This is a genomic window from Actinosynnema sp. CA-299493 (assembly GCF_050946825.1).
Taxonomy (GTDB): domain Bacteria; phylum Actinomycetota; class Actinomycetes; order Mycobacteriales; family Pseudonocardiaceae; genus Actinosynnema.
This window is the reverse complement of sequence record NZ_CP191993.1, coordinates 1,668,856-1,692,518: the sequence shown is the minus strand read 5'-3', so window position 1 is coordinate 1,692,518 and position 23,663 is coordinate 1,668,856. Positions and strand designations below refer to the sequence as shown.

The following is a 23,663-nucleotide window of genomic DNA, read 5'->3' as shown; positions in this document are numbered from 1 at the left end:
GCAAGAAGGCAGACGTCATCACAATATACGACGTTTCCGACAGGACAGGCATGAACGTTCTGATGCAGCATGTCATTGACAGGCTCACCTAGTATCAACAAGGACGGGTTTGCAGGTAAGAGCTGACGAGGGACGAAGAGCACAGCTGGTAGGGAGCAGCTTGTGGAAGTTGGCCAGGAGTGGGCCTACCGTGCCAACCAGCGCGATCGGGTGGCCCGTGTGCAGATCAGGCGCATCGGCACCAAGCGCCCGCCGCGCGTGCTGATCCGCTTCGTCGAAGACGAGTACGAGGGCCGCGAGGAGTGGGTGTCACCCGCTCGGTTGAAGACGACGTGGGATAAGGCCGCAGAGTGGCTGGCTCACGACCAGCGGTGGGCGGCGCTCCACGACGCCTCGTGGCGGCCCCGTGATGACCACGAGCTGGTGGCGGCCGAGATGGTGCTCGACGACCGAGCGGCGCTGAGCTCTGTTGAGACTGGTCTCGGCAAGGACGCTGGCATTCTGTTCATCAGGGATCTGCCCGCTCTGGCCAAGCTCCTCGATCTAGACGCTACGGAACTGACGAGCGACCCCCTGAGCATCCCGCAGGATGATGGAGCCTGGGCCGTTCCCTTCGCCACCATGCTGGTCGTTGCCCAGCGCGCCGCCCAGGTGCTCGCTGACGAGGTGTTGGACGAGGTCTCCCGCGACGAAGCCAAGGCGCGCTACGAGGCCATCCACGGCAGCTACTACGGCAGCCGTCGAGGCGAGGGGCATTACTTCAGCCCCGAAGTCTGCGTAGAGGCCGACCAACGGAACGTCCCAGCACGGGCGCTGGTGCGGGAGTGGTGTGGTCAGGGCGGAACCGAACGCCACACGGAGCTGGAGGCGCTGCGCGAAGAAGTCTTCCGGCTCGGCAAGCTGGTGGAGCAGGCGGCGACGGCCCTCCGTCGCTGGGACAAGCCAGCTGCCGAGAAGCTGGAGAAGGAGCTCGGCGTTCCCATCGAGGCGCTGCGGCGAAGCAAGCGCGAAGAGGATCAGTAGCTGCTGTCCGGGCCGTACGGACTCCACCGATCGAGGTACGGCCTCAGCTCGTGCGCACTTGGTGCGTGGAGCTTGGGAGCCTGCACACCGCGGATCACGGGGTCGATCCGGTCGGCGTAGTCCCGCATCCACTGCAGCCACTCGACAACATCGCTGTCGGGCGTCTCAGGTAGCGCCGCCTCCGCAGCCTGGCAGTACGCACGTACCTTGGCGGCTGTCTCCCATGCCTGCATCTGCTCGTTGAGCGCTGCGATGCGGGCGTCCTCGGCGAAGCGGAACCGGGCCTCGGCCATCGCGTCTTCCCATTGGTACTGGCGAGCCCTCTTCTCCCGCTCCTCCGCGATACGCCGCTCCTCATCGAACCGAACGCGGCCTTCGAGCTCCTTGATGATGTCGCCGAGCCTGTCCTCCAGCGACCACCGCGTGCGGTCGGCCCAGCGGCGCCGTCGACCGTTGTAGTCCCAGCTGTGCGGCAGCTCCAGCACCAGGCGGCCACTCGACACGTACCGCTGCCTGATGGGGACGCGTTGCCAGGAGTAGGTCGGCTTCTGTTCAAGTTCGTCGAGGTGCGGAGCCTCCACCAAGTCCGACTCCTCGCTCACCTCCAGGACGAAGCGGGACGTCCCGGACGTGAAGGTCAGTCCCGGCTGGTCAGCCTCAAACGCCACGGCATGGCCGCGGCGTTCCCACTCGGTGGCGAGGATGTGGAACAGCCGAAGCGCTCGGTCGCGGCTGTCCTTTGACACGCGTAGCCGGGCCGGATCACGACCAAGCTTGGCGACCGCGGGGTGCAGCGGGTCAGCTTCGGGCGCGGTGAGCTGTGGCCGTGGCTCCCAGTACTTGGCGTCGGGGTGCTCTCCCTGCACCAGCTCAATCACCAGGTCGCCCTCGTCCCTGCCATGGTGGCGGAGGTGCATGCCCGCTGGCACGAGGTTTCTACGCTTCACGGCGGTGATGGCCCGGCGCCACGCGGCTCGGGTCTTGTCGTCGGGGTCGCCGATCTGAACGTGGCCGTCTTGCTCAGCGAGCAGCTTCAGGAGCGTCTCGGCTGTGATCTGCGGAGCCGATGGACGCTTCTTCTGCGATGCAGGCTTCGACGTGCGGCGCTTTCCCGTGGTCCTGGTGCGGCCAGCTACGTCCGGTCGCTCAGGGTGGTGGCCATGCTCAAGGTAGAACCGACCGGCTTCGGTGATCTCGGCTCGCCACCGGCCGTCGACGCGCGGCGTGACGACCAGGCCGCGATTGCGGAGGGCGTACACGGTGGTCGCTAGGGCGGAGTCGTGGGCTGTCACCTGGTCGTCCGGGTCACCGACGCGCTGGAGCACGGTGAGCTGGTGATCGGTGAGCTGGGCCCAGCGCTTCATGGGGCAACACCTACACGTATGACGAGCGGTAGACAAACAGCCTAGCAACTCGTAAGCCGATTGACGTAGACAGTACCAACATTTAGGCGTATATATAGGCGGCTCCCGCCTTACCGCAAACGATAACGACAGAAAAGCAGCACGTACGGATAAAGAAGCGAAAGATTCTCATGATCGACGAAGGAAACGTACGTTGAGCCACTAAGTCGGCAGGCTTAGTCATGTAGCTACACTAGGTAGGTGACACCCCGTAGCACTCGGTCAACACCCCGCAGCACTCGGTCAACAAGAGGATCCGTCTTTCCGATTTCCGAAATATTCGGACTACCACATGAAGCCATATTTCCAGCCACCGAAGAAGAACATAATGAAAAGGCATGCCCGTTCTCAAAGGTTAAGTGCGAGAAGTTTGACCAATACGGCATGAGTACTTGTTCCGCCTGGTACGCAGCAGCCGGAGATAGGGGCATACAAAAACGGTACGCTATATGCGATCATCGCCTCGATGGCGCCCCGATACAGTGGGCCGTGTCAGACCACTTCAAGAATAAGGAAGCGTTCATTGTTCCGGAAGTTACACTTGTTAATGAACCCAACAAGTTGAACGTTGACTACTTCGCCTTCGATTCGAGCAAAAAAGAAGTAATCGCAATTGAAGCCCAAACGATCGACACACGAGGCGGCAGTCTCCGACCAGCTTGGGATGCGTGGCTGAGCGGCAACACTGCCGATTGGCGCAGCTTCTACACTAAAGCAGTCAAAAAAGGCCGACGCGACACCGTTAACATCGGTGTCAATATTAGCAATGTACGGAAGCGTCTCGGCATTCAAATCGCAGAGAAGGGTGGCGTGTTTGCCCGAGTCGGCATACCACTATATGTAATTATGCAGAACTCGATTCTTGAGCGGTTGCGCTCTGTTATCGATTTTCATCCCAGCGAACAAGATGAGCCATGGGACATCACATTTGGTGGATTCGACTTCGACGATTCCGTCAACGCGGACGGCCAACTGGGACTAAAATTGATGAGTACTACAAGGACCACTTACGAGAGCTTCAGCTTAGCGCTAATTCGAGGAGCTTGGCAAGACGTTCGGCGCGAAGATGTCATTAGGAAGATCCGCGAAAAGCCTGGTCGCCAATTGATAACTCCACACGGACAGGTTCTTCCAGAACAGACGTCGCTGCCCTGGTAATTCCCGTGATGGACTATGTCAGTATTCGTTGCCCGATCCACAAGCATGATAGCAAAATTTTGGAGGTAGCCGGGCACACTCGCTTCACCTGATTCACATTCTTTTGGCTCACGAACCGCGGTGCCGGCATCCGGCTGCTCCTACGTGACACACCACGCATGCTGAGATCCGAAGCGTAGCGCACGGGCGCTCCGACCGGCCAGGTTGGATAGACGGTGCGACGCAGGAGCCACAGACGCCGCGGTGCCTACCTATCACGGCAGCTCAGACACTAGATTCACCCATCTAAGCCTAGATTGTCGGAACTGCTAGCTACGATGCTTCAGTGACGAACGGCAACAGCCAGCGCTCAACGCGAGGGACAGTCTTCCCGATCGTTGAAGCTTACGGGTACCCGCATGACTCTACGACGCCCGAAGCTCTTGCGACCTGGGCAGCGAAGGCTTGCCCGTTCGCTGGCGGGGCGTGCGAAAAGCAGCGTCAATACGGCTTCGGCTACTGCTCTGTGACGTATAGGGCGAACTGGGATGAACAGCCACGCAACTACGCCGTATGTGACCATCGTCTGGATGGCCCGCCCGTGGAGTGGGCCGCTCAGGACTACTTCGGGAACGCAAAAGCAACCCTTGTGCCGGAAGTGACGGTCACGGACAGTCCGAAGCTCAACATCGACTATGTGGCATTCGTCGACAGTCCAGATTGGCCTAGCGACCGAAGCTACATCGCCATCGAGACTCAGGCCATCGACCTCCGCGGCGGCGGCGTTGGCCCGGCTTGGAGGGCATGGGAGGCAGGCGATGTCGCGAACTGGCGCGGTTACTTCACCGAAGAGGCAGCGCGCAAAGGCCGTAAGGACACCGTGGACTACGGCGTGAACACCGACAATGTGTACAAGCGACTCGGCACTCAAGTCGCTGTCAAAGGTGAGTACCTAAAGCAGATCGAAGTTCCGCTGTACGTCGTCATGCAGCACAGTATCTTGCAGCAACTCCGCAAGCGGGTGAACTTCGTACCCGTGCAAGACAGCGCCCCGTGGGACATCACGTTCGCTGGCTTCGACTACACTGGCGGCCTAGAGTCCAATGGCCAGCTTAAGCTAGAGCGGGTCGAGGTTGTGCGCACGACACTTGAACACTACATCGAAGCCATGACTTCAAGCAGTGAAGGTGAAGTGTTGCGTGATGATTTCATCACGAGGGTGAAGAAAAAGCTTAAGTCTTCACCTCGCCAAGCCAACCTTTTCCCGGAGCTCTAGAAGAGGGGTTCTTGCGACCTCTCCTCCAGCAGTTCAACTTCGCCTGCTTCGTCGACGGCTTCGGCTATCGCGGTGGCGAAGTTAGGGTTTCCAACGTTCACTCTCGCCGACGTGGAGAAGTTGGAGGTAATCTCAAATCCGATCGCTCGGCGCCCGTTGGCGACAGCGACGGCAAGCGATCGCCCGGTGCCGCAAAAGGGGTCGAGCACCACGCCCCCAGGGGGGCACGAACTCAGAATTCGAGGCTCAATGAGCTTCACGGGGAAAGTCGCGGAGTGGCCATCTGAACCAGCCGCCACGTTCACTTTCACCACATCACGAGCGCCATCCTCAACGGCTGACATGTCGTAGTAGTACTTCGGCCGCCCTTCCTTCGGGCGCTTCACGAAGTGAAAGAAATGCTCGTGGGCGAGACGCAAGCGATCCTTCTCGGGCCGCGGCGGCACATTGCGCTTCTCCCAGATAAGGTCATTACGGAGAATCCAGCGCTTGTTCTGCATCGCGATGGCGAAGCGTGCGGGAATCAAGAGCAGTTGCTTCTCCTGCCTGAAACCGCCCATAGGGGTCTTTCGGCGCATCCTCGGGTTATCTCCAAGCCCTTGGCGACCATCAAACCGGATGCTCGACCACCTGGCGAAGTAGGTATCCCCGATGTTAATCCACATACTACCGCCGGGCTTCAGGGCAGCTGCTCCTCGCTGAAGAATCTCAACGAGGTTGCTCACGAACCACTCAGGCAGCGGCTCCATGCCGAGACAACCCCCGTGCAGCCGATACCAGTCATAGCTCGGAGGCTCTTCCTTGTCGTGCCCCTCAGCCAGCCACTCTTGGAGAATGTCCTCGTTGTGATCGAGCCCGTAGGTGCGCAGACCCCAATACGGCGGTGAGGTGATTACCAGGTCGATCGACTCAGGCGGCAGCTTCACCATCAGGTCGTAGGCGTCACCTTCATAAACCTCGGCTGCGCAACCCTTCTCAGGGGGCGCAATTTTCTGAGCGTCCACTACATCCGCCTCGGTTAATCACGGCGCACCGCGTATCAGGACATAAACAAGCGCAGATAATATCATACCGTCCGGGATTCAAAACATCCGGGGCCGTGGACGGTCGCAGGCCGGATCATAAAGACACGGCACTCGATTGGCACATACCGGACAGCAGTGGAATGCCAGGCGGACACCAGTCAAGTTAACGGTCAGACGTTTCTAGACCGGAGCTAAGCTGCACGCTTTTCGAGTCGCACGATTCGACGTTCATGGTCCTGCACGATCGTGTCGACAGCATCGGCTCGTTCGCCAATGGCATCGAGAATCGTATCCAGCTTGGCATCCATGCGCTGCTCGCTCTGAGCAATGCGCTGGTCTATGTACCGCTCGGTCGCGGTCGCGCGGGCGTCTATCAGTTGTTTCAAGTCTTCAAATTGTTCGTCTGTCATATAGTTCCAGTATGCGCCATACGACTCGGATGATCAAGGCCCATCGGACGCCCCAGTACCACTCGGCTCCCATCCCCTGTTCTGCCCGAGCGAAGTCACTTGCCGCCGAGCCTAGTAGAACACCGTAACGAACCACTTTCCTTTGCCGATATGCCGCTTACAGCTAGGCTGTTTGATCCGCGTAGAGGGTGGCATCACATGGAGCTAGCAAATGAGTGGATGACAGGTCGCGGATCTCGCGGTTTGTTCGACGGCGACCAAGGTCAGGTGGCAGTCTTCCTCGACTTTGAGAACCTCGTGCTGGGGGCGGCCAACGAGCTGGAGGGCGCGAGCGAAGCTGTTCCGACAGACGCTCTCGCCTGGTTGTGCCGCGGCTTCGGCAACGCGTCCATCCGCCGGGCGTACGCGGACTGGGCCAACCCGCGATTCGGCACCTACCAGAACGCCCTAGCGATGAACGGTGTCGACCTGGTGCAGATCGGCCGATGGGGTGGCGCTGGTCAGCACAAGAACGCGGCCGACATCCGCCTGGCCGTCGACGCAATGGAAACGCTCATCACGCACCCTGGTGTGGGTGTCTTCGTCCTCGCCACCGGTGATAGCGATTACACACCACTGGTGACGCGCCTCCGTGAGCATGGCAAGCAAGTCATCGGGGTCGGAACACAGGCAAGCGCGAGTAAGCGCTTGGTGTCGGTGTGCACCCAGTACCGCTACTGGGGGAGCCTTGTAGCCGAGGTCGACCCCACAGCCAAGCCGAAGACGGTTGCCACATCCGACATCGCGGAGGCCGAGCAGCTGCCCATCCGCGCGTTCAACGCGATCAGCTCCGATACACCGACGGCATCGGCGCTGAAGAGCAAGATGCGGGCACTGGATCCCTCATTCGACCAGGTCACCTACGGCTGTCGGACGTTCCGCGACTTCCTCGGCAAGTTCCCACACCGCGTGCGGCAGGTAGGTGACTCGGGCAGGGACAAGACGTATGCGATTGTCGAGTGAAGTTCTATCCCAACAGCTTCGGCACATCCTCACTGTGGGCACTACGTCGCGGCAGCGACCTCCTCCTCCAGCACCCACACGAACGCCACCCCGGCACGCGGCAACATCCAGCCGTCGAAGCTGATGTTCACGGTCTTCGGCTCATCGCTCCGCCGGGAGTGTTCGACACGGGAGACCTGGCTACTTGCGAAGAAGTCCAGCGTGTTCATCCGCCTGATGCCCGCTTGGCCGTAGTCGAGCTGCACGTGGAAGCCCTTGGTCGGCCTCGGCAAGTCGAGGTAGAGCAGGTGGCCGTGGCGGAGGACGAGTGCGCGGTAGGTGTACGCCACCGTGATCTCCTCGCTGCCGTGGGCCTTGCTGCCTAGGTTGACGGTGTAGAGCTGGGCGTCGGTGCGCTCAGTCCGACGTATCTTCCGCGGCTTGCCGTTGACCGTGACGCTGGTGAGCTCGAAAACCTCCGGGTTGGCGGCGTCCAGGCCGCTCGACGGGTCGAAGTGCCACACGGACGTGACGGCCTGGTCGCGCAGCAGCTCGCGATACTCGGCGGGGTCGGAGACACAGGAGAAGCGCATCGTGCTGGTGGTTGGCCGCACCTTGTACTCCCAGCGGACGGTAGCGACGAACATCGAGTTGGCCGCACTCGCTGGTCGTCCGTTCCATGGGTGCAGGGCCACCGTGGCGTCGACGTCGCGCCAGCGCTCGGGCGCGTGGATGACTTGGTTACGCAGGTCGGCGTAGAGGTCGTGTGCGAGCGCCTTGTCCTTGAGCCGCAAGGCAATAGCGTTGGTGGCCACCCTGTCGAGGTGATCGTCGGAGGCGACGCCCTCCAAGGTTTTGGGGTCGAAGGCCAAGGCGTCGAGGACTGCGTCCCGGATGGCGGGTGCCTCGGCCCGTACCGCTTCGCGGAGTCCTTCCTTGGTGTGCTGCTCGCCGAGTTCCCGATCCAGGAGCTCGAAGAAGAAGCCGACGACGCCGATGCCGAAGAGCCCCGAGCCGAGTTCGGTCAGCGGGATGGGGATCGGCAGTGCCGCAAGGAGGCCGGCTAGCGGCGGCCACTTGACGAAGATGAGGGTCACGAGGCCACCGGCAGCAAGGAGCACAGCGACGAGCTGGGCTTTGGTCTTGTAGAGCTGACGGAACGACGTGGCCATGCAGCCTTATTGTACCAAGTTTTGTCTTAGTGTTGAATACGTAGACGACGGCCCTGGGTGCTACAGACACCCAGGGCCGTCGTTGTGCCTTCATGGGCGGCCGGCTTAGATGCCGCCGCCGCCACCGCTGATCACGATGCGCATGACTCACCCCCTCGTAGATCACTGCGGGGCCGCTGTTGATCTTCTGCGGCCGAGGACACGGCCACAATATCCGATTTTGGGATATTGACAAGCGGCGAAGTGCTCTATGCCCGTGGACAAGGGCATCACGGCTGAGGAGTACCGCCGCTTCCGGGTGCTCCTCCGGCAGTTGCGCTTGGAGGCGGGGCTGACGCAGGTCGAGGTGGCGGAGCGCCTGGATGAGCCACAGTCGTTCGTCAGCAAGTACGAGTCGGGTGAGCGGCGCCTGGATGTGATCGAGCTGCGTGAGGTCGCGACAGCGCTCGGGACGACGCTGGCCGCAGCAGTAGAGCGGCTTGAGCGCGAGTTAGAAGACAGCCCCGCCGACGCGGAGAAGGACTAACACGACCTACATCGAGGGGCGCCCGCGGAGTGTCACACGGGCTGCCTCACCTCGTAACGAGAATGACACCTGCAACCACTGCACCTGAAGCGCCGTTCCACACAAACTCAAAGAGCTGGACCGCCCAGTCCTTCAATCCGTCGTACCATTTGTACGTATCCATAGCGGTCTCCTCTCTTCCTTCGTTACGCTTCCCTTTCAGAATCAAAAAACGGCCGGTTACAAAAAACAACACGCTCAGGATTGCCAGGAGTTGAACCTGGCCGGTGCCGAAAACTTCGCGCTTACACGCTCGCTATAGCGTAGTGTGTCCAGCGATCAGGATCGACCGCCAAATGGCGGTTTCCGCTTCGCACTGGACTGCGCACCAAGAGTGACAGCCCAGGCGGCGCGCTGCTCGAGACGACGGATGCGGCGTTCGTGATCCTGCTGTCCCGACTCGATGCTTGTGAAGCTTCACCGATGGCATCTTGGATGGTGTCGAGTTTGGTATCGAGGTCGTCGATGCCATGACCGAGGCTTCCCTCGACCGCCAACAGGTCTTTCCTGGTAGCTATGTTTTCCATCAGGCGCTGTTCAGACGCTGACACCAGCCAGCCACCTGTTCGTTCAGGCACAAGTGTCGGCGTGGCCGCAGCGCCATGAGCCTGAGGCGCTGGTGCAGCTTGACACCAAGGTGAACCAAGTCGACACCGGGCGCCGCATCAACGCGAGGCCGCGGGTGGTCGTATTGGCGATCGCTGGACGCAAGTGGAACGTGAAGCAGCTGTTCACCTTGTCGATGGTCGACCTGTTACGGCTCAACGAGGATCTGCACCATCTCGGTGTCACGCTGCAGTTCGCTGACATCCCGTTCGTGCAAAAGTTCAAGGGCCGCGGGTCGGCGGGATCGAAGGGCGAGCAGGCGGCTTAGGTCATTGGCAGGACACGCACGAGGCCACTAGCAGTGGCCCGTCATGCGTTACGCGCCAAGGCAAGACAGGCCCCCAGGTCGCGAACAGGCAACGATCGTTACACCGCGCGATCAGGTTCACCCGAACGACGCAATCCGCCACCTCAACTCAGTCAGCGGTGACGCCGGTGCGTAACAATCGCTACCAGCCTGCCGATCAGGAGCCAAGACGGCGTCCATGTGGGTGACCTGCATAGCAAGAACGCAAGCGTTACTCACATACGCCAAACTTGCCGCCTAGGAGACCACCATGCGCATCGACCGCCTCGCGGTGAGGAACTTCCGCAACCTCGCGGACGTCGACCTCAGGCTGCTGCCCGGCACTGTGATCGTTGGCGAGAACCGCGCCGGTAAAAGCAACCTGATCCATGCGCTGCGACTGATTCTCGATCCGAACATGTCCTACACCGATCGACAGTTGACCAGCGAGGACTTCTGGGGCGGGTTGCATGAGGAGGCTCGCGACCCGATGACCGAAGGTCAAGTGATCGAAGCGTCCATCGACATAGTCGACTTTGAGGCCGATCGAAAACTAGTGTCGGTACTCAAAGATGCCTTGGTCGAAGACGAGCCCATGAGGGCCAGGCTCACCTACCGGTATGCGCCGATCGACACAGGTGAAGAGACTGTTACTAAACCGCAGTACCGCGGGGCGGTCTATGGCGGCACCGACGTGAAGCGTCAGATCTCGACGGAGCTACGTGGCTACCTGTATCTTCACTTCCTCCATGCACTCCGCGACGTCGAGTCGGACATCCGGAACTGGCGTCGGTCGCCACTTCGATCCTTGCTTCTAGGTGTGGCTGCAGCAGCCTCCGACGAAGATCTTAGTGAAGTTCAGGACGCTATGCGGCAGGCGAACGCTCAACTGAACGGCCTCGATGTCGTGAAAGAACTCAGCGAGAGCATCGGAGCGCGGCTTGTCGACATGGTGGGATCGAACCATGCAGTCGACACGACGCTTGCTGCAGCCCCCGAGGATCCTCAGAGCCTCATCCGCAGCATGCGACTCTTCCTCGATGGCGACGCCAACCGGAGCCTCAGCAGCGCAAGCCTCGGCACGCTCAACATCATCTACCTAGCGCTGCACGAACTCCGACACGAGACACGGCGCGTGAACGAGGTGAGTGTCGCTCATGTCGTCATGGCAATCGAAGAGCCTGAAGCACACCTTCACCCCCACCTGCAGCGACTTGTCTTCAAACGCATGCTCGCCAGAAAGGACGGCTTGGAGACGGTCATGGTGACTACCCAGTCACCACACATCGCCAGCGTCGCCGACCCGCGAAGTCTGGTCGTGCTGCGCACCGTTAACGGGCAAACGATGGCAAAGGAAGCTCACCACGCAGAGCTTACAGAGACCGAGTGGGATGACGTCGCTCGATACCTCGACGCAACGCGAGCAGAGTTGGTCTTCGCACGCCGAGTTCTCCTGGTGGAGGGCTTCGCCGAACAGGTGCTCGTCCCACGGCTTGCTCTGTCGCTCGGGATGGACTTGGACAAGCTTGGTATCTCTGTCTGCGCGATCCATGGCACGCACTTTGCGAGCTATGTCCAGCTATGCGAAGCACTCGGCATTCCGTGGGCAGTCTTCACTGATGGAGATCTCGACGCAGAAGGAGTAAGCCGCGGAGCGGGCCGCGCAGCAGCCCTTGCCGAAATACTCGGCGGCTCACCGGATCCCGAAGATCACGGGATCTTTGTCGGCACCACCACTCTGGAACATGACCTGCTCGACAATCCAATCAATATTCAGGAGTGCTTCTCGACCTTGAGCGATCTGTGTAAGGCCCCTTCGCAAGCGAAGATCGCTGACTGGGGAGGTACAGATCCAGGCTACGCCGAGTTCATGAAGATGATCAACAATGCAGGAGGCAAGGGTCGCTTCGCCCAGCGGCTCGCCCTGCGCGAGATTCATGCCCCGCGCTACATCACTGCAGCTCTCCGCTACCTGGAAGCGCTATGAGCAAGCTGTCAGGGTCGGTTGACGAACTCCGCAAAAACGATCGCCAGTGGGATGCCTTCACGACTGACGGCCACTGCATCGTTCTGGCTCCGCCGGGGAGCGGCAAGACGAAGCTACTGACGACTCGGCTCGCCTACGACCTGGTCAACAAGATCGAGCGCCCGCAGGGTGCCGCGTGCATTACCTTTACCAACGCCGCGGCGGATGAGCTGCGGCGACGAGTCGAGCATCTCGGTGTCGAAAATCGGTTAGCTCTCTTCGTCGGCACAGTGCACGGGTTTGCACTCCGTCGTATTGTCACCCGCTTTGCGCGGCTTGTTGGACGGCCAGACCTTGAAAACATCACGATCGCAACGAAACAGCAGTGCGATCAGATATACGATTACGCAATTTCCTCGTACTTCAGCGCGAAAGATAGCCGGTACGTCAAGTCGACCATCGTGCGCAATAGGCAGCGCATGGCCACCAATGCAGAATGGGCACGACATGGCGATAGACTTCTTCACGCACACCTCCTGTTCGAACGAGAGCTGAAAAATCGTGGGCTTCATGATTTTCTCAGCGTCATCGAACTCGCCGTAAAATTCGTGGAGCAGCACAAGGCAATTCGGACTGTTCTCACGGCCGAGTACCCCCACTTGTACATCGATGAATACCAAGATCTTTCACCGGGGCTCGACCGACTCGTCAAAGCACTGTGCTTCGATCACATCACGAACTCCGAACTCTTTGCAGTGGGAGATCCGGATCAGTCAATTATGGCCTTCACCGGAGCACGTCCCGAGCTGCTACACGCACTTGCCGGGCGGACGGATGTAGCTCGTGTCGAACTTGAGCACAATTACAGATGTGGCCAAGGAATCATCCAGCTCGCAAACAGGATGCGCCAAGGACGTCCAGCGATCACAGGTGACCGCCTCGGTGGCGATGCGTCCGCGATCCACTGCCCTGAAGGACTTGACGAACAGTACAGTTCGATAGTGACGTCAGTGCAGGCAGCGCAGCAGCGTGGAGTACCTCTGCACGAGATCGGAGTACTTGCTCCGCACAATGATCAGTGTCGGCGCATCGTTGACTTTCTTCGGGCCGCTCAAGTTCCTGCGTTCTTCCGGGATGCGGACGGCACCTATCGTCCTACTCCCTTGACTGGGTTCATCGAAGGTTGCGCCTCTTGGGCGACACTGGGGCGCGAACAGAGTCACTATCGTCTAAGCGAGCTACTCCGACGCTGGCGCACAGCCTTGGGCCAGCGTTGGACGATTGATGACGATGCAGCACTTGTCGACATGCTGATGAAGTATCGCGAGAAATCTGATACATCGGCCCTGGCCTTCCTCACAGAGCTACGCAACGTCGGGCTTGACGCAGCCCTCCGTGAGGGAACACTTGCTGATGAAGCGATGGAAGTCAAGCGGATGGCTAAGGCGCTTGATGACGGTGATCTATCCGGACTCTCGGTCAAGGGCCTTGCAGAGCGCGCACGTCGATTCGACCGTGTCGAAGTGACAACGATGACCTCAAGCAAGTCTCTCGAATTCGATGTCGTGATGCTGGTAAGCGCCGACGAGGATTACATGCCGGACTGGCGAGCTAAGAGAGACCCTTCGCCCACGGCACTTGCCGAGGAGCGCAGGAAGTTCTATGTCTCAATCACGCGTGCACGTAACGAGCTGCGTATATCCTACTCAGGCTTCGTGCTTAAGCCGTGGGGTGAAGAGGCACGGTTGGGGCCGAGCCGGTACTTGCGCGAGATCGAACTCATATAACCCTCTGCACCTCGCGGATAAGATCCCGCGTGCAGCGTCATCAGCTCGACCATAGAATTCTTAAATAGCAAGGGCTTCCCGCCAACAGGCGACGGCTTCTTCTATTTGCCCAGTCGAGCGTAACGGTACCGCAAAGATTCCAAACGGATCAACAACCGTGACAAGAGTGGGCCAAACGTAGAGCACAATATAGCGATGAAGCGATACACCTTAGCAGGACATTTCTCCACAAGCTACATTCCATCCAGTTGGAGTTCAGTAGTGTCAGCGCGCAAGTCGAAGAGGCAAGGCCCCCGCCAAACGGGCAGGCAGGTGAGCGATACGGCAGAACAGTCAGGCAGGAAGGCATCCAGTCGAATGTGGGTGGTGCTCAGCGCCATAGCAGGGTAAGAGGCCGGTGGAGCGAGTCTTGGCCACGGTGGAAGGCTCCCGAGTACGGTGACGAAGGTGCCCGCCAGCGTGGCGGGACAGGTCGGCAACAGGGCAGCGGTTTCGGGGTGAATCACCCGAACGGTTCGGCTCCTAGGACACCCCGTCCTACTGCTTCGCCACCCATTCGCCAACCCGCCTGACCTGCGTACTCTGGGTAGTGATCCGGCTTCACCCCTGGCAGGGAGGTGCCCAGCCATGAGCGACGACATGACCCTCGGCGAGCGCATCAAGCGTGCCCGGACGCGACGCCAGTTCACCCAGGAGCAACTTGCCGAGAAGGCAGAGGTCAGTGTCGATCTCATCCGCAAGCTGGAACAGGGCGTGCGGCACACCGCCAGCATGAGCTCGCTGACCCGCATCGCCCGCGCCGTGGACAAGGACGTGCCGCAGCTCCTCGGCCAGACGAGCACCATCGCGCCGAAGGTAGACGAAGAAGCAGTCGGCATCCTGGCCATCCGCGACGAACTCACGTCGCTGTCCTACTTCCCCGGCCTGGCCGATGAAGAGGTCTTCAACGACGAGCCGCCCACGGTCGACGGACTACGCATGGCGCTCGCTCACGCCGAGTCGATCCGTCAGCACGGCTCGTTCGCGCAGCTCGGCGTCATGCTGCCGGGGCTCATGGCCGAGGCACGGGCCGCGGTGCGGGAGCTGAGCGGCGACGACCAGGTGGCGGCGTTCGGCTTGCTGTCCGAGGTCATCCAGATCGCCTCGACCATGCTGACAGCGCTCGGCAAGCCGGACATCGGGTACATCGGCCTGATCCGCGCCCAGGAGGCAGCCGAGAAGTCCGGCAACGAACTGCTCCAGGCGATGAACGTCTCGGCCTTGTCGTGGGTGTTCTTCAAGCAGGGGCGCCTGGACGACGCCGAGACGGCGGCACTACGGAAGGCCGAGCAGTTGGAACCGGACTTCGTGCGGGGCTCGGCGGAGAGCTTGGCGGTGTGGGGCATCCTCATGCTGCGTGCTTCAAGCGCCGCAGTACGGAACAAGCAGGTCGACCGCTCCGAGGAGCACATGAGCTTGGCGCGTGCAGCGGCAGCACGGGTGGGCAAGGACTACAACATCTACGCCACACCGTTCGGGCCGACGAACGCCGGGATCGCGGCTGTGAACGCCGCTGTCGAGAGCGAGCGCTTCGAGCACGCTCTAGATCTGGTGAAGACCGTGCCGACGAACGGCTGGGTGTCGCCAACCTGGCGTGCGCGGCACCTGCTCGACGTGGCCATCGCGCATAGCGAACTGGATCAAGACGAGGCGGCCACAGCTCAACTCCTTGCCGCAGAACAGATCGCGCCAGAGTGGATGCGGTACCACACCCTGAGCCGCCAGACGGTGCAGGAACTGGCCGAGCGGGCGCGACGGAAGCAGACGCCGCTGCTTCGGCTGGCGGATCGGCTGAAGATCGAGCTGTAGGGCCTCCAGAGCGACACAGCGCGGAAGACCCGCCTTACCCCTGCCTAGCGAGGCGCCACGTCTCCACCCTCCACAGCTTTCGGGTTCGTGCGTTCGACCTTGGCGACGACTTCACCATGGTGAACACGAACGGACTCGAGGATCCTCACGACGTCATCAGCCGCGTAGCCGTCGGCCGTCAACTCCAGCCCCTTGGTCTTGATCCGAATTTTGCGGCCAGAGCGCGCCTTCAACCAGGCCCTCACCGCGACGCCCAGCGAAATCCAGAAGGCCTCGTTGGAGATCGTTGCCACAACAAGTTCGTACGCAGGGCCGTTGGAGAACTCTGCCCCGTAACTCGCCTCGACACCCTCCGTCCTCAGCAAGCTGATCATGTCGCGACCGTGATGCCGATTGACCCGGATCTTCACATCAGTACTCGTCCAGGCTTCAAGGCCGAGGACAAGCGGCTGCTCGTGCTGAGCTGTCTCCGTCACGAGTTCAGCATGCCAGTCGATTGACGACACATCAGTCTTGGGCCGACGAAGTCGCCCTCCCTTGATCGTGTTGCGCCGCCAGACCTCGCGGTTACACGCCGCCCGGCGCAGGCGCTTGACCACTGCGTCCTATGACGCCCTGTCCTACCCCGCCCGCGCGTTCGTGATCGCTCTGAACCTCTGTCACTTCCGGGCTGTCTAGGTTCTTGCCACTGTTGGTCAAGGCATCCGGCGCCGGGTGACACCCCGACTGGTCGGTATCGGCGCGCTTCTCTCCCACTGCCGATCCGGCCCGCTCCCCGGCGCTGGGTGCCGCCCACCACGACCGAAACGCCGAACAGGAGCAGGTGGCGATCCTCATGACCGACCTGGCGGCCGTAATCCCATGCAGGGCAGGGACATCCTCGGCGAGAGCACCACGTCCGCAGCCGACGTTCCCGAACCAGCCACCCTCTACTACCTGACGGTAATCGCCTTCCTGCTGCATGTCGATGTCGATGGCTCGTGTCCGCGGTGTCGTGAGGTGTGGCCCTGCGACCACCTGCGCCTGGTGTACCGGCTTCGGGAGGCGTTCTAGCCATGCAGCCGTTGAGGAAGTACAGGCCTACCTTCGACGGGGACGCGCCCAAGGTCGTCTACGGCTACTTGCTGGCCGAGGAGCCGGACGAGCTGGAAATCGTGGCCTGGCAGCGGGAGATCCGGCACTTCTGCCGCACCCATGGCCTCGTGCTCGCCAACGTGTTCGTTGACCGAGGGCCGCTTGGCGACACCGTGCAGCGGCCTGGCCTTGGTGGCCTCCTGGACGTGCTCGCCATGCCGGAGACGTTCGGCTTCGTGGTGCCCGGCAACGAGCACTTGTCCCGCTCGAAGCAGGCGCTCATGGTGCTGGCGCTGCGGATCTCGCAGACGCAGGCGCAGATCGTGGTCATGAGCCAGCACACAGACGACACGTCGGTGTGGTGGTAGCGCCCATGTTCGAGGACGACCTCGTGCGGCAGCTGCTGCACGAAGCTCATTTCGTCGCGCTGCCGTTGCTCGACGGCGACGGCGTCTTCGCCGGGCTGCATCTCCACCGCGTCACACCAGGTGGTGTGGTCGACGTCGTCCAGGTGTGGGCTGACGACCGGGAGCTGTACCACGCTGCGCACGCGCGGGTGCAGAACACCTTCAGCCCCGACGCGCCGTTCGCGCCGCCCGCGGCGCTGGTTCGCGTCAGCGGTCGTCTCGGCGACATCGCAGGGGCGTTGCTGCTACCGCCAGGCCAACGGCTTCCGGCTCCGCCAGAGTAGCGCCTGGCGCCTGGCGCCTGGCAGCCCAATCCCAAAGACAACCCCTTCGCCGTGAAGGGGTGGATCAAGCACATCTACGAGAGGAGGTGATTCACATGGATGAGTCCGAACTGGGACTGGTGGTGGAGGTGCAGCGCACCTCGGTCGTCCAGAACCGCACGGAGCTGCAGGCGTCGGACGGCGCTGTCGGCGACTCGGGTGAGACCCGTGACCCGTAAGCCGTAGCACCGCTCCTTCACGTACACCCACCCGAAGCAGGAGGGGCTCCGCACCTGGCTACGCCGCGGAGCCCCTCCTGCCATGAAGAGATAAGGACACCCACGTGATGGATCACCTGTTGGTGCGGGGCATCGAGGACGTCCTTGGCTGGATGGGGCCGGGGCTTCTTGGCCGGGAGTTCGCCCGCGGCGCGCTACCCGACCCGGCCTTCGGCACGAAGCTGCTCACGCCCGAGAAGCTGCTGGACATCATCATGCGGCGGAGCCTCGCGGCCTCGCGCCTGCGCATCTTGCAAGGTGGCCGCGACCTGCACCCGAACGCCTTCATTGCGACCAAGCCCGTCCGCCGCTCCGAGGGCGTCCCGATGGTCGACATGGAGCGGCTCGGACGGCTCATCCAAGAGGGCGCCACGCTCGTGCTCGACGGGGTCAACATCTACGACCCAACCTTGGAAGTCGCCTGCCGGGCACTCCAGTGGTGGACGCACGAGCTGGTGCAGGTCAACACCTACCTCACCACCGGGGATGCAGCCGGGTTCTGCCTGCACTGGGACGACCACGACGTGCTCATCGTGCAGGTGGCCGGGCAGAAGTCGTGGGAAGTCCGGGGCCTCACCCGCCCGGCGCCGATGTACCGCGACGCCGAGCCAAACACTGAGCCGCCCGAGGAGATCGTCTGGCAGGGCACCATGCAGCCCGGCGACGTCATGCACATCCCCAGGGGCTACTGGCACCAGGCCACGCGGGAAGACCGAGGTGACGGCTTCAGCTTGCACCTGACGTTCGGCTTCCCCCAGCGCACCGGCGTGGACTACTTCACTTGGCTGGCCGACCAGTCTCGGCGCAGCGAAGTGTTCCGGCACGACCTCGCCCGCTGGGACTCGGTGCGCTTTCGAGGTGAGCAGCAGTTCGCTCTTACGGACGGTGCGGTGAAGCTGGCCGCGACGACGAGCGTTGACGACTTCCTGTCCGCCCGGAAGCGGGAGATCCCGCCGAGCAGGCACATCACCACGCACGGCGTGTTCGGTTCTCCCTCGGCGGTGGTCTGCGTGACGGAGTTCGCGCCGCACCTGGAGGAGCTGGACGACACGGTGGTGCTGGCAGCAGCGGCCCGGCGGATCGAGTTTGGGAAGGCGGCGCTTCCGGCGCTCCGCCACTTCCTGAGCGGAAGGCCGGTAGCTGTCGAGGATGTGGCAGCCGAGACCGGCGTCGACGCGGCGATGCTGGCCGAAGTCCTGGTGGAGGAGGGCATCTGCGCGGCGGTGACGCCGGAGCTGGCCTTGGGCTACGAGGGCGTGCTCACGAGCAAAGGTCGCTAAGCAGCCTCTCGGCGTTGTCCGTCGCGAGCGGCACGAGGTCGTCGGCGTAGCCGGGCGGGTAGCTCAGAATTTCGGCGCAGTGGTAGAGCTGCGCGAGCTTCCCCGTCCGGCTGTCCAGGTCGTCTCGAAGTTCCTCGAAGACGCGCTGCGCCAGCTCGGGCACGGCGAAGGAGGAGGCCCAGAGGTTGGCGGCGTCCCACCCTCGCGGTGCCATGCCCCAGTCTTCCCAATCGAGGAGGTAGCAGGTTGGAGCCGTCAGGTTGGCCCAAGCGAGATCGGCGTGGGCGGCCCGCCATTCGGTGACCGAGGTGTCCACAGCTGGGAACAGCTTGTGGATAGTGGCGCTGACGCGCTCCTGGGTGACGGGGTGGAGGTGCGGGGTGGCTGTCCGCGTCGTGGTGTGGGCGGCCAGGGCCTGCATGGAGTTCCGGAACGTCTCCCACCACGACTCGGACAGGCCGGGGTTGTCCTTCAGGGTGCCCCCAGCCTTGATGGGCTTGTCCGTGATGAGCTCGGTCTCGTCGGCTCGCCACATAACGCCGAGGTCGTGGTCGATCCAGGAGAAGCCTTGGAGCCAGGCGGGCATGGCGACGCCGTCAAGGACGGCGGCGGTTTCGAGGCCCCAGCCCTGGCCATCCACGCGGGCGAGGTCACGGACTTCGATACGCACCCAGGTGCCGCGGGAGGTGGCAAGACCGAGGGAGCGGCGTTTGCGGACTTCGGAGTAGGGGTTGAAGTCGGTGGCGAGGGCTTTCTGGATGCGATCTACGACCGCATCGGTGGAGGTTTTGCGGAGGTCGGGGGACACGGGTCAAGCATAACGGCCACCACAACCCACAACTACCATGCAAATCACGCTTCAACCTCATAAACTACGTGACTCTTTCCATCTCCCGGATATTCGCTGAGCCACCCGACTTGCATCGAATCGACGCAAGCGACGACTAAGCCCGCGAGGTTCCGACGACGCAAGTCTTCTATCAACCGGGGCCACGTTGGACAGCACGCATGAACCCTATACCTTCGTCGCGATAATTAGTACGCCACCAGTAACTTCAGCATTAACCGACCCCCCTTCATCCGCAATCCAGTAATCCTCCAGGGCGTCATACATAATGCGGACAAATAAGCGCCTCGGCACGGCCGTCTGCCGAACCACAGACGGAGCTTCAATGCTAATCTTGGCATAGCCTAGTACGTCACCGATATAACCAGATACCCTTGTTTCGTAACGCACAACGCTGACAACCGAGAGCCCGACATCCGTCAATATCGCCGCCCATTCATCGAGTGAACGGTAGTGATAATGACGCATCTCAGCAGTAAACAGGCGACGATACTCAGCCGACGCCAACTCATCCTCGACGAACGCCGGGTCACCAAAGAACAAAGTTTGCTCTTTGTATTCAGATGGTACGGAAAAAATAAATCTGCCACCTGCAGCAAGCACACGCGCGGCTTCACGAACCACCGCCCGATCGTCGGGTATATGCTCTAGGGTAGAGTTCGATATGATGCAGCGGACTGCGCCGTCATGCAAGGGAATCGTGCGAGCATCAGCGTGAATAAGTGCAGAATACACACGTCTACCTCGCGCCAGTTCCAAGTCATGGGCATCAGCATCAAGCCCGATTGCGCCGCGAAGGTCTATAACGGTGGCAAACTTGCCATTCCCGCAGCCGATGTCGAGAACCGGATGCGGGATACTGGACGGATAAAGCCGCCCTTCAAGGGCACGTAATAGTGCTAAAGCTGGCCGTTCTGGCCACGCCAGCAATGCACGTGACAGACAGTTATCAGGCAACTCTTGCAGCCGAAAATCATGCTCCGAACCATCTCGTCCTAACATGACATTAGCACCTGCTTCACTGTCCGATTGACTACTACTCGTGGAACACTAGGCGACTCTCGACCAGGATGTTTCGACCTAGCACCGACTCGTATACTTCATCAACGCTACCAAACACTGCGTCCTCAAACGGCAACTCAAGCGCTTTGGCGGCTAGCCTCACGCTCTCCTCGTCCGAGCCTTCAATTTCTAGGAATGTTGGCAGACTCGGCCAAGTATCGAAATCATACTTAACACCATCAAGCTCCCACTCTTCACGGTAGTTTTCTTGATACCGAAGTGCCTTGAAGCCCATAGCTTCCAGCAGATGTTGAGCCGCCGCAAAGTCAGACACCTGCACTTCAGCTTCGAGGATGCTGTCGATCGACGATTGCTCCGAATTGGTCTGCTTATAGGTCAGTGTCACCGAATTGCCCTGGTCGCGCAGTCGCAACCATCCACCCTTCCTGGCAATTTCTTCGTTCTTGAAAACAACCCGCTTCATCAAAGTGCGAGGCAATACGCAAACAGCGCCACGGTCACGAAGTACTTCCACTTTGCCTTTAACGTCAATATTTGTAAAACGTGCTTCATACTCAGGATTCACTTGCATACTCCAGTTAGCTCCATATCCTCCAATCTTAACAAATTTCGAACGATTTCGCAAAACGGCAGATCGACTATTGCTTACGGAAGGGTTTCAGAGTACATCGTATCGATCAGCTAAGACCATGGCAGCAATTCGTCCGGCGACAAAACAACCAGGCCGGTCGGCCTACTGGCAACCACAACACGCAGAACCCCGGTATCGCGCAAAAGTTCTCGGCAAGAACCACACGGCGAGAGGATCTCGAAACCCTCGTGTAGTCGACGAATTGCAACACAGGCATCGATACGCTCGACGCCGGCAGTCAACGCCATACCCAGAACTACCGGCTCTGCGCATACCGAGCAGTGACTACAAGTCGTCGAACGTACTTGCACCGCCGAAAAGACTTCTCCATCAAACGCCCTCACGGCCGCAGCAACACGTACTGAGACAAAGCGACAGGCATCGAGAGTCGCCCAGCATGACTTGAGCAACCCGACAAGCGAAACATCCCCATCAACGTTTATATCTTCCGGGGTCAAAGGCCAACTCCTGCCGCACCGGCCCAGAACTCCGCCGGAAACTGCCTGCGCCACACCTCGCGACCATCGTCCATGAAAACTGGTGGTCGCAACCATGTGTTTGCGACCCAGTCTCCAAAGGCATAAGCGCCGACAGCATCGATGCATACCAGCGTGCCGGGCTCAAGGTTGGCTGGCGCAGTGATCCGCCCGAACGTGTCGCCGCGATGACATAGAGGTCCGACCAGATCGTAAGTTACTTCCATCCCACTCGCCTTATTCAAGTCCAGCACGATTCGTCGCTTCTCGTCGCTCCGTGAACAGGCCAATGCGTTTGTTCCGATGTCGAGCACCGCGCAAGAAGAGTTATCATCGTGACGAATGCTCACAACGCGTGTTACCGCCAACATTGCGGGCTCAGCGATAAACCTGCCAGGTTCGGCAACTAGGCGCATGATGCCCAGTCCGCGGAGAGTATGCGCGTAATCCCGGAAAACTCCGGCAATACCGTCGAGGTCAGCGGAACTCTGTACTTCGGGTTCAAGAGGTACACCTAGCCTAGAAGCCAGTTCATACAGCGGCCCTCGACGCCGCTTTTCAACAAAACCCGAAGCCAAGCCACCGCCAATGTCGAGCGTCGATACCCGTACGCCTCGGTGATAAAGCTCTTTCAGAAGTTCACATATCTGAGCTAGAGAGCGGCGGAAAATCTGCGCAGATACGAGCTGGCCGCCAAGATGCATGTGGAGCGCCTCCACAGTAACGTTCTTGGCCTGCGAAAGGCGCACCATAACTTCCACTATCTGACGACCTGTTGCCGACCAGCCGAATTTTGCCGGGTTTTTACCGAGATGTTCAGTTGGGTCGCTGCCTTCCTCGCCAGTCACTCCTGGCACATGAACACGGACACCGACGCGTAGTATTTCAGCATTCGCATTGTGACGGCAGAGACGATCTACTTCGGTATCCGTTTCAACGTTGATGAGTCGTGGCGCATCGCCCTGTAGGACTTGTTCAAGGAGGCCAGCTTGCTTACCAATTCCATTGACGACGATTGAAGAGGCGGACACAAGCTTTCGCGCGAGCTCCCACTCCAAAACCGACGTGACCTCAGCACCAAACCCGTGACGAACAACTTCTTTGCATAACGCAGGAAGATAGTTGGTCTTAAACGAGTAGTACGCCTCCACAGGAAACGACAGCGATGCAGTGAACTTGCGGAATCGTCCAATCGAATCGCCCAGCCGCGAGTTTGAAAGAAAAAGGAACGGCGTGGCATGGGCACCGGCAAGCGTAAACGCCTGACGATGGATTGACTCAAGCAACAGACACCCGCTCATTGAGAAGTTGGACTATACGCGACACGGTTTGGTCAGGATTGAGGCCGGTGATGTCGAGCGGGGTCAAGTCCAACGCCTCGTAGAGCCTCCTAGTTGCGTCCGCTGTTTCCAACCCGAGACGGTGCCACCGGTTACGGATCGTCGCTCCGTCGCGCGCATGAAGCCGCTTCAGCCGCTCTCGCTCATCCAGCGTAAGCAACACTGCAAGATCAGGCTGTGTCGCCTGACTCCAGTCGATCTCAGGCAGCTTGCCAATTCCCATCGCGCCGTGCGTTGCGAGAGTGCGGTAGAAGTAACTCTCAATAACCACGCTCGTTCCCTTATTAAGTACGTCCTGCACAATTTCAGAGACGGTGTAGTTAGCCATCATCCAGAAGTGTAGGCGTGCGGCGACCGAGTTGGAGTCATCAATTTTTCGGCGTACAGGTTCAAAGCCGTGGACCAGCGTGTCAATATACCTCGCGTTCAGTGCTTCTGCGAGTAGTGGTGCGGTCGTGCTCTTGCCTACGCCGGTCAAGCCCTCGACAACTATGAACCGCGCCGACCTCGAAGAAATCACCATTAGCGCCTCCTGTCTGCCCACGGCACATCGAAGCTT

24 protein-coding genes are annotated in these 23,663 nt (G+C 60.6%); 13 read left to right on the top strand and 11 right to left on the bottom strand.

Annotation, left to right across the window (positions count from 1 at the left end; translation table 11 throughout):
- Positions 1-162: 162 nt before the first annotated feature.
- Entirely contained in the window at positions 163-1,023 is an 861-nt protein-coding gene (locus tag ACQPYE_RS08165) for a hypothetical protein (protein ID WP_498720341.1), read from the top strand.
- On the opposite strand, the gene ACQPYE_RS08160 is transcribed toward ACQPYE_RS08165, so the two are convergent.
- Positions 1,017-2,387, bottom strand: a complete 1,371-nt coding sequence (locus ACQPYE_RS08160) for a hypothetical protein (protein WP_498720340.1) — start codon at positions 2,385-2,387, stop codon at positions 1,017-1,019. The genes ACQPYE_RS08165 and ACQPYE_RS08160 overlap by 7 nt on opposite strands.
- 528 nt (positions 2,388-2,915) lie before the next feature.
- Between ACQPYE_RS08160 and ACQPYE_RS08155 the strand changes: the two genes are divergently transcribed.
- Together ACQPYE_RS08155 and ACQPYE_RS08150 are read left to right on the top strand one after the other, a co-directional pair.
- Positions 2,916-3,584: a hypothetical protein gene (locus tag ACQPYE_RS08155; protein ID WP_498720339.1), complete on the top strand. Its 669-nt coding sequence runs from the start codon at positions 2,916-2,918 to the stop codon at positions 3,582-3,584.
- Positions 3,585-3,909: 325 nt separating this feature from the next.
- Positions 3,910-4,839, top strand: coding sequence for a hypothetical protein (locus tag ACQPYE_RS08150; protein WP_498720338.1), 930 nt, complete (start codon positions 3,910-3,912; stop codon positions 4,837-4,839).
- Here the strand turns inward: ACQPYE_RS08150 and ACQPYE_RS08145 are convergent.
- Both ACQPYE_RS08145 and ACQPYE_RS08140 read right to left on the bottom strand, forming a co-directional pair.
- Positions 4,836-5,843: a DNA-methyltransferase gene (locus ACQPYE_RS08145; protein WP_498720337.1), complete on the bottom strand. Its 1,008-nt coding sequence runs from the start codon at positions 5,841-5,843 to the stop codon at positions 4,836-4,838. The genes ACQPYE_RS08150 and ACQPYE_RS08145 overlap by 4 nt on opposite strands.
- A gap of 212 nt (positions 5,844-6,055) precedes the next feature.
- Positions 6,056-6,274: a hypothetical protein gene (locus ACQPYE_RS08140; RefSeq protein ID WP_498720336.1), complete on the bottom strand. Its 219-nt coding sequence runs from the start codon at positions 6,272-6,274 to the stop codon at positions 6,056-6,058.
- Between the two features lie 267 nt (positions 6,275-6,541).
- Between ACQPYE_RS08140 and ACQPYE_RS08135 the strand changes: the two genes are divergently transcribed.
- Positions 6,542-7,276 (top strand): NYN domain-containing protein, encoded by a 735-nt coding sequence (locus tag ACQPYE_RS08135; protein ID WP_498720335.1) that lies wholly within the window; start codon positions 6,542-6,544, stop codon positions 7,274-7,276.
- Between the two features lie 41 nt (positions 7,277-7,317).
- On the opposite strand, the gene ACQPYE_RS08130 is transcribed toward ACQPYE_RS08135, so the two are convergent.
- Positions 7,318-8,427, bottom strand: a complete 1,110-nt coding sequence (locus ACQPYE_RS08130; protein WP_498720333.1) for a hypothetical protein — start codon at positions 8,425-8,427, stop codon at positions 7,318-7,320.
- Positions 8,428-8,683: 256 nt separating this feature from the next.
- Here ACQPYE_RS08130 and ACQPYE_RS08125 point away from each other — a divergent pair, with 256 nt between their 5' ends.
- The 5 genes from ACQPYE_RS08125 to ACQPYE_RS08105 all read left to right on the top strand — a co-directional run bounded on the left by ACQPYE_RS08125 (position 8,684) and on the right by ACQPYE_RS08105 (position 15,485).
- The gene (locus ACQPYE_RS08125; protein WP_498720332.1) at positions 8,684-8,953 is read left to right on the top strand and encodes a helix-turn-helix domain-containing protein; all 270 of its coding nucleotides are present in this window, start codon (positions 8,684-8,686) and stop codon (positions 8,951-8,953) included.
- A gap of 583 nt (positions 8,954-9,536) precedes the next feature.
- Positions 9,537-9,866: a TIGR04141 family sporadically distributed protein gene (locus tag ACQPYE_RS08120; protein ID WP_498722863.1), complete on the top strand. Its 330-nt coding sequence runs from the start codon at positions 9,537-9,539 to the stop codon at positions 9,864-9,866.
- Between the two features lie 289 nt (positions 9,867-10,155).
- Entirely contained in the window at positions 10,156-11,871 is a 1,716-nt protein-coding gene (locus tag ACQPYE_RS08115; RefSeq protein WP_498720331.1) for an ATP-dependent nuclease, read from the top strand.
- Positions 11,868-13,637: an ATP-dependent helicase gene (locus tag ACQPYE_RS08110; RefSeq protein ID WP_498720330.1), complete on the top strand. Its 1,770-nt coding sequence runs from the start codon at positions 11,868-11,870 to the stop codon at positions 13,635-13,637. The genes ACQPYE_RS08115 and ACQPYE_RS08110 overlap by 4 nt, the downstream gene beginning before the upstream one ends.
- Before the next feature lie 627 nt (positions 13,638-14,264).
- The gene (locus ACQPYE_RS08105; protein WP_498720329.1) at positions 14,265-15,485 is read left to right on the top strand and encodes a helix-turn-helix domain-containing protein; all 1,221 of its coding nucleotides are present in this window, start codon (positions 14,265-14,267) and stop codon (positions 15,483-15,485) included.
- Positions 15,486-15,529: 44 nt separating this feature from the next.
- Here ACQPYE_RS08105 and ACQPYE_RS08100 read toward each other — a convergent pair whose 3' ends face one another.
- The gene (locus ACQPYE_RS08100) at positions 15,530-16,084 is read right to left on the bottom strand and encodes an effector-associated constant component EACC1 (RefSeq protein WP_498720328.1); all 555 of its coding nucleotides are present in this window, start codon (positions 16,082-16,084) and stop codon (positions 15,530-15,532) included.
- Positions 16,085-16,549: 465 nt separating this feature from the next.
- On the opposite strand from ACQPYE_RS08100, the gene ACQPYE_RS08095 reads away from it, so the two are divergent.
- From ACQPYE_RS08095 to ACQPYE_RS08080, 4 genes are all read left to right on the top strand, one after another.
- Positions 16,550-16,927, top strand: a complete 378-nt coding sequence (locus ACQPYE_RS08095) for a recombinase family protein (protein WP_498720327.1) — start codon at positions 16,550-16,552, stop codon at positions 16,925-16,927.
- Positions 16,928-16,932: 5 nt separating this feature from the next.
- A complete protein-coding gene (locus ACQPYE_RS08090) occupies positions 16,933-17,250 on the top strand; it encodes a hypothetical protein (protein WP_498720325.1) in 318 nt (105 codons plus the stop codon).
- Positions 17,251-17,345: 95 nt separating this feature from the next.
- The gene (locus ACQPYE_RS08085; protein WP_498720324.1) at positions 17,346-17,468 is read left to right on the top strand and encodes a hypothetical protein; all 123 of its coding nucleotides are present in this window, start codon (positions 17,346-17,348) and stop codon (positions 17,466-17,468) included.
- A 107-nt stretch (positions 17,469-17,575) separates the two neighbouring features.
- On the top strand, positions 17,576-18,787 hold the full coding sequence (locus ACQPYE_RS08080) for a JmjC domain-containing protein (RefSeq protein WP_498722862.1): 1,212 nt from the start codon (positions 17,576-17,578) through the stop codon (positions 18,785-18,787).
- Here ACQPYE_RS08080 and ACQPYE_RS08075 read toward each other — a convergent pair.
- The 6 genes from ACQPYE_RS08075 to ACQPYE_RS08050 form a co-directional block, all read right to left on the bottom strand.
- On the bottom strand, positions 18,768-19,595 hold the full coding sequence (locus tag ACQPYE_RS08075) for a hypothetical protein (RefSeq protein ID WP_498720323.1): 828 nt from the start codon (positions 19,593-19,595) through the stop codon (positions 18,768-18,770). The two genes, ACQPYE_RS08080 and ACQPYE_RS08075, sit on opposite strands and share 20 nt — an antisense overlap.
- A 207-nt stretch (positions 19,596-19,802) precedes the next feature.
- Complete coding sequence (locus tag ACQPYE_RS08070; RefSeq protein ID WP_498720322.1) at positions 19,803-20,636, bottom strand: class I SAM-dependent methyltransferase; 834 nt, start codon at positions 20,634-20,636, stop codon at positions 19,803-19,805.
- 34 nt (positions 20,637-20,670) lie between these two features.
- The gene (locus ACQPYE_RS08065) at positions 20,671-21,222 is read right to left on the bottom strand and encodes a CYTH domain-containing protein (RefSeq protein WP_498720321.1); all 552 of its coding nucleotides are present in this window, start codon (positions 21,220-21,222) and stop codon (positions 20,671-20,673) included.
- A gap of 116 nt (positions 21,223-21,338) precedes the next feature.
- The gene (locus ACQPYE_RS08060) at positions 21,339-21,842 is read right to left on the bottom strand and encodes a cytidine/deoxycytidylate deaminase family protein (RefSeq protein WP_498720320.1); all 504 of its coding nucleotides are present in this window, start codon (positions 21,840-21,842) and stop codon (positions 21,339-21,341) included.
- Positions 21,743-23,050, bottom strand: coding sequence for a diaminopimelate decarboxylase family protein (locus tag ACQPYE_RS08055; protein WP_498720318.1), 1,308 nt, complete (start codon positions 23,048-23,050; stop codon positions 21,743-21,745). Before ACQPYE_RS08055 ends, ACQPYE_RS08060 begins: the two co-directional genes overlap by 100 nt.
- Complete coding sequence (locus ACQPYE_RS08050) at positions 23,043-23,648, bottom strand: dTMP kinase (protein WP_498720317.1); 606 nt, start codon at positions 23,646-23,648, stop codon at positions 23,043-23,045. The genes ACQPYE_RS08055 and ACQPYE_RS08050 overlap by 8 nt, the downstream gene beginning before the upstream one ends.
- Positions 23,649-23,663: the final 15 nt, after the last annotated feature.

Coding starts and splice junctions, on each gene's coding strand:
- ACQPYE_RS08160 (WP_498720340.1), bottom strand. CDS start 2,387: ATGAAGCGCTGGGCCCAGCTCACCGATCACCAGCTCACCGTGCTCCAG.
- ACQPYE_RS08140 (WP_498720336.1), bottom strand. CDS start 6,274: ATGACAGACGAACAATTTGAAGACTTGAAACAACTGATAGACGCCCGC.
- ACQPYE_RS08130 (WP_498720333.1), bottom strand. CDS start 8,427: ATGGCCACGTCGTTCCGTCAGCTCTACAAGACCAAAGCCCAGCTCGTC.
- ACQPYE_RS08115 (WP_498720331.1), top strand. CDS start 10,156: ATGCGCATCGACCGCCTCGCGGTGAGGAACTTCCGCAACCTCGCGGAC.
- ACQPYE_RS08110 (WP_498720330.1), top strand. CDS start 11,868: ATGAGCAAGCTGTCAGGGTCGGTTGACGAACTCCGCAAAAACGATCGC.
- ACQPYE_RS08105 (WP_498720329.1), top strand. CDS start 14,265: ATGAGCGACGACATGACCCTCGGCGAGCGCATCAAGCGTGCCCGGACG.
- ACQPYE_RS08090 (WP_498720325.1), top strand. CDS start 16,933: ATGTTCGAGGACGACCTCGTGCGGCAGCTGCTGCACGAAGCTCATTTC.
- ACQPYE_RS08085 (WP_498720324.1), top strand. CDS start 17,346: ATGGATGAGTCCGAACTGGGACTGGTGGTGGAGGTGCAGCGCACCTCG.
- ACQPYE_RS08080 (WP_498722862.1), top strand. CDS start 17,576: ATGGATCACCTGTTGGTGCGGGGCATCGAGGACGTCCTTGGCTGGATG.
- ACQPYE_RS08070 (WP_498720322.1), bottom strand. CDS start 20,636: ATGTTAGGACGAGATGGTTCGGAGCATGATTTTCGGCTGCAAGAGTTG.
- ACQPYE_RS08060 (WP_498720320.1), bottom strand. CDS start 21,842: ATGGTTGCGACCACCAGTTTTCATGGACGATGGTCGCGAGGTGTGGCG.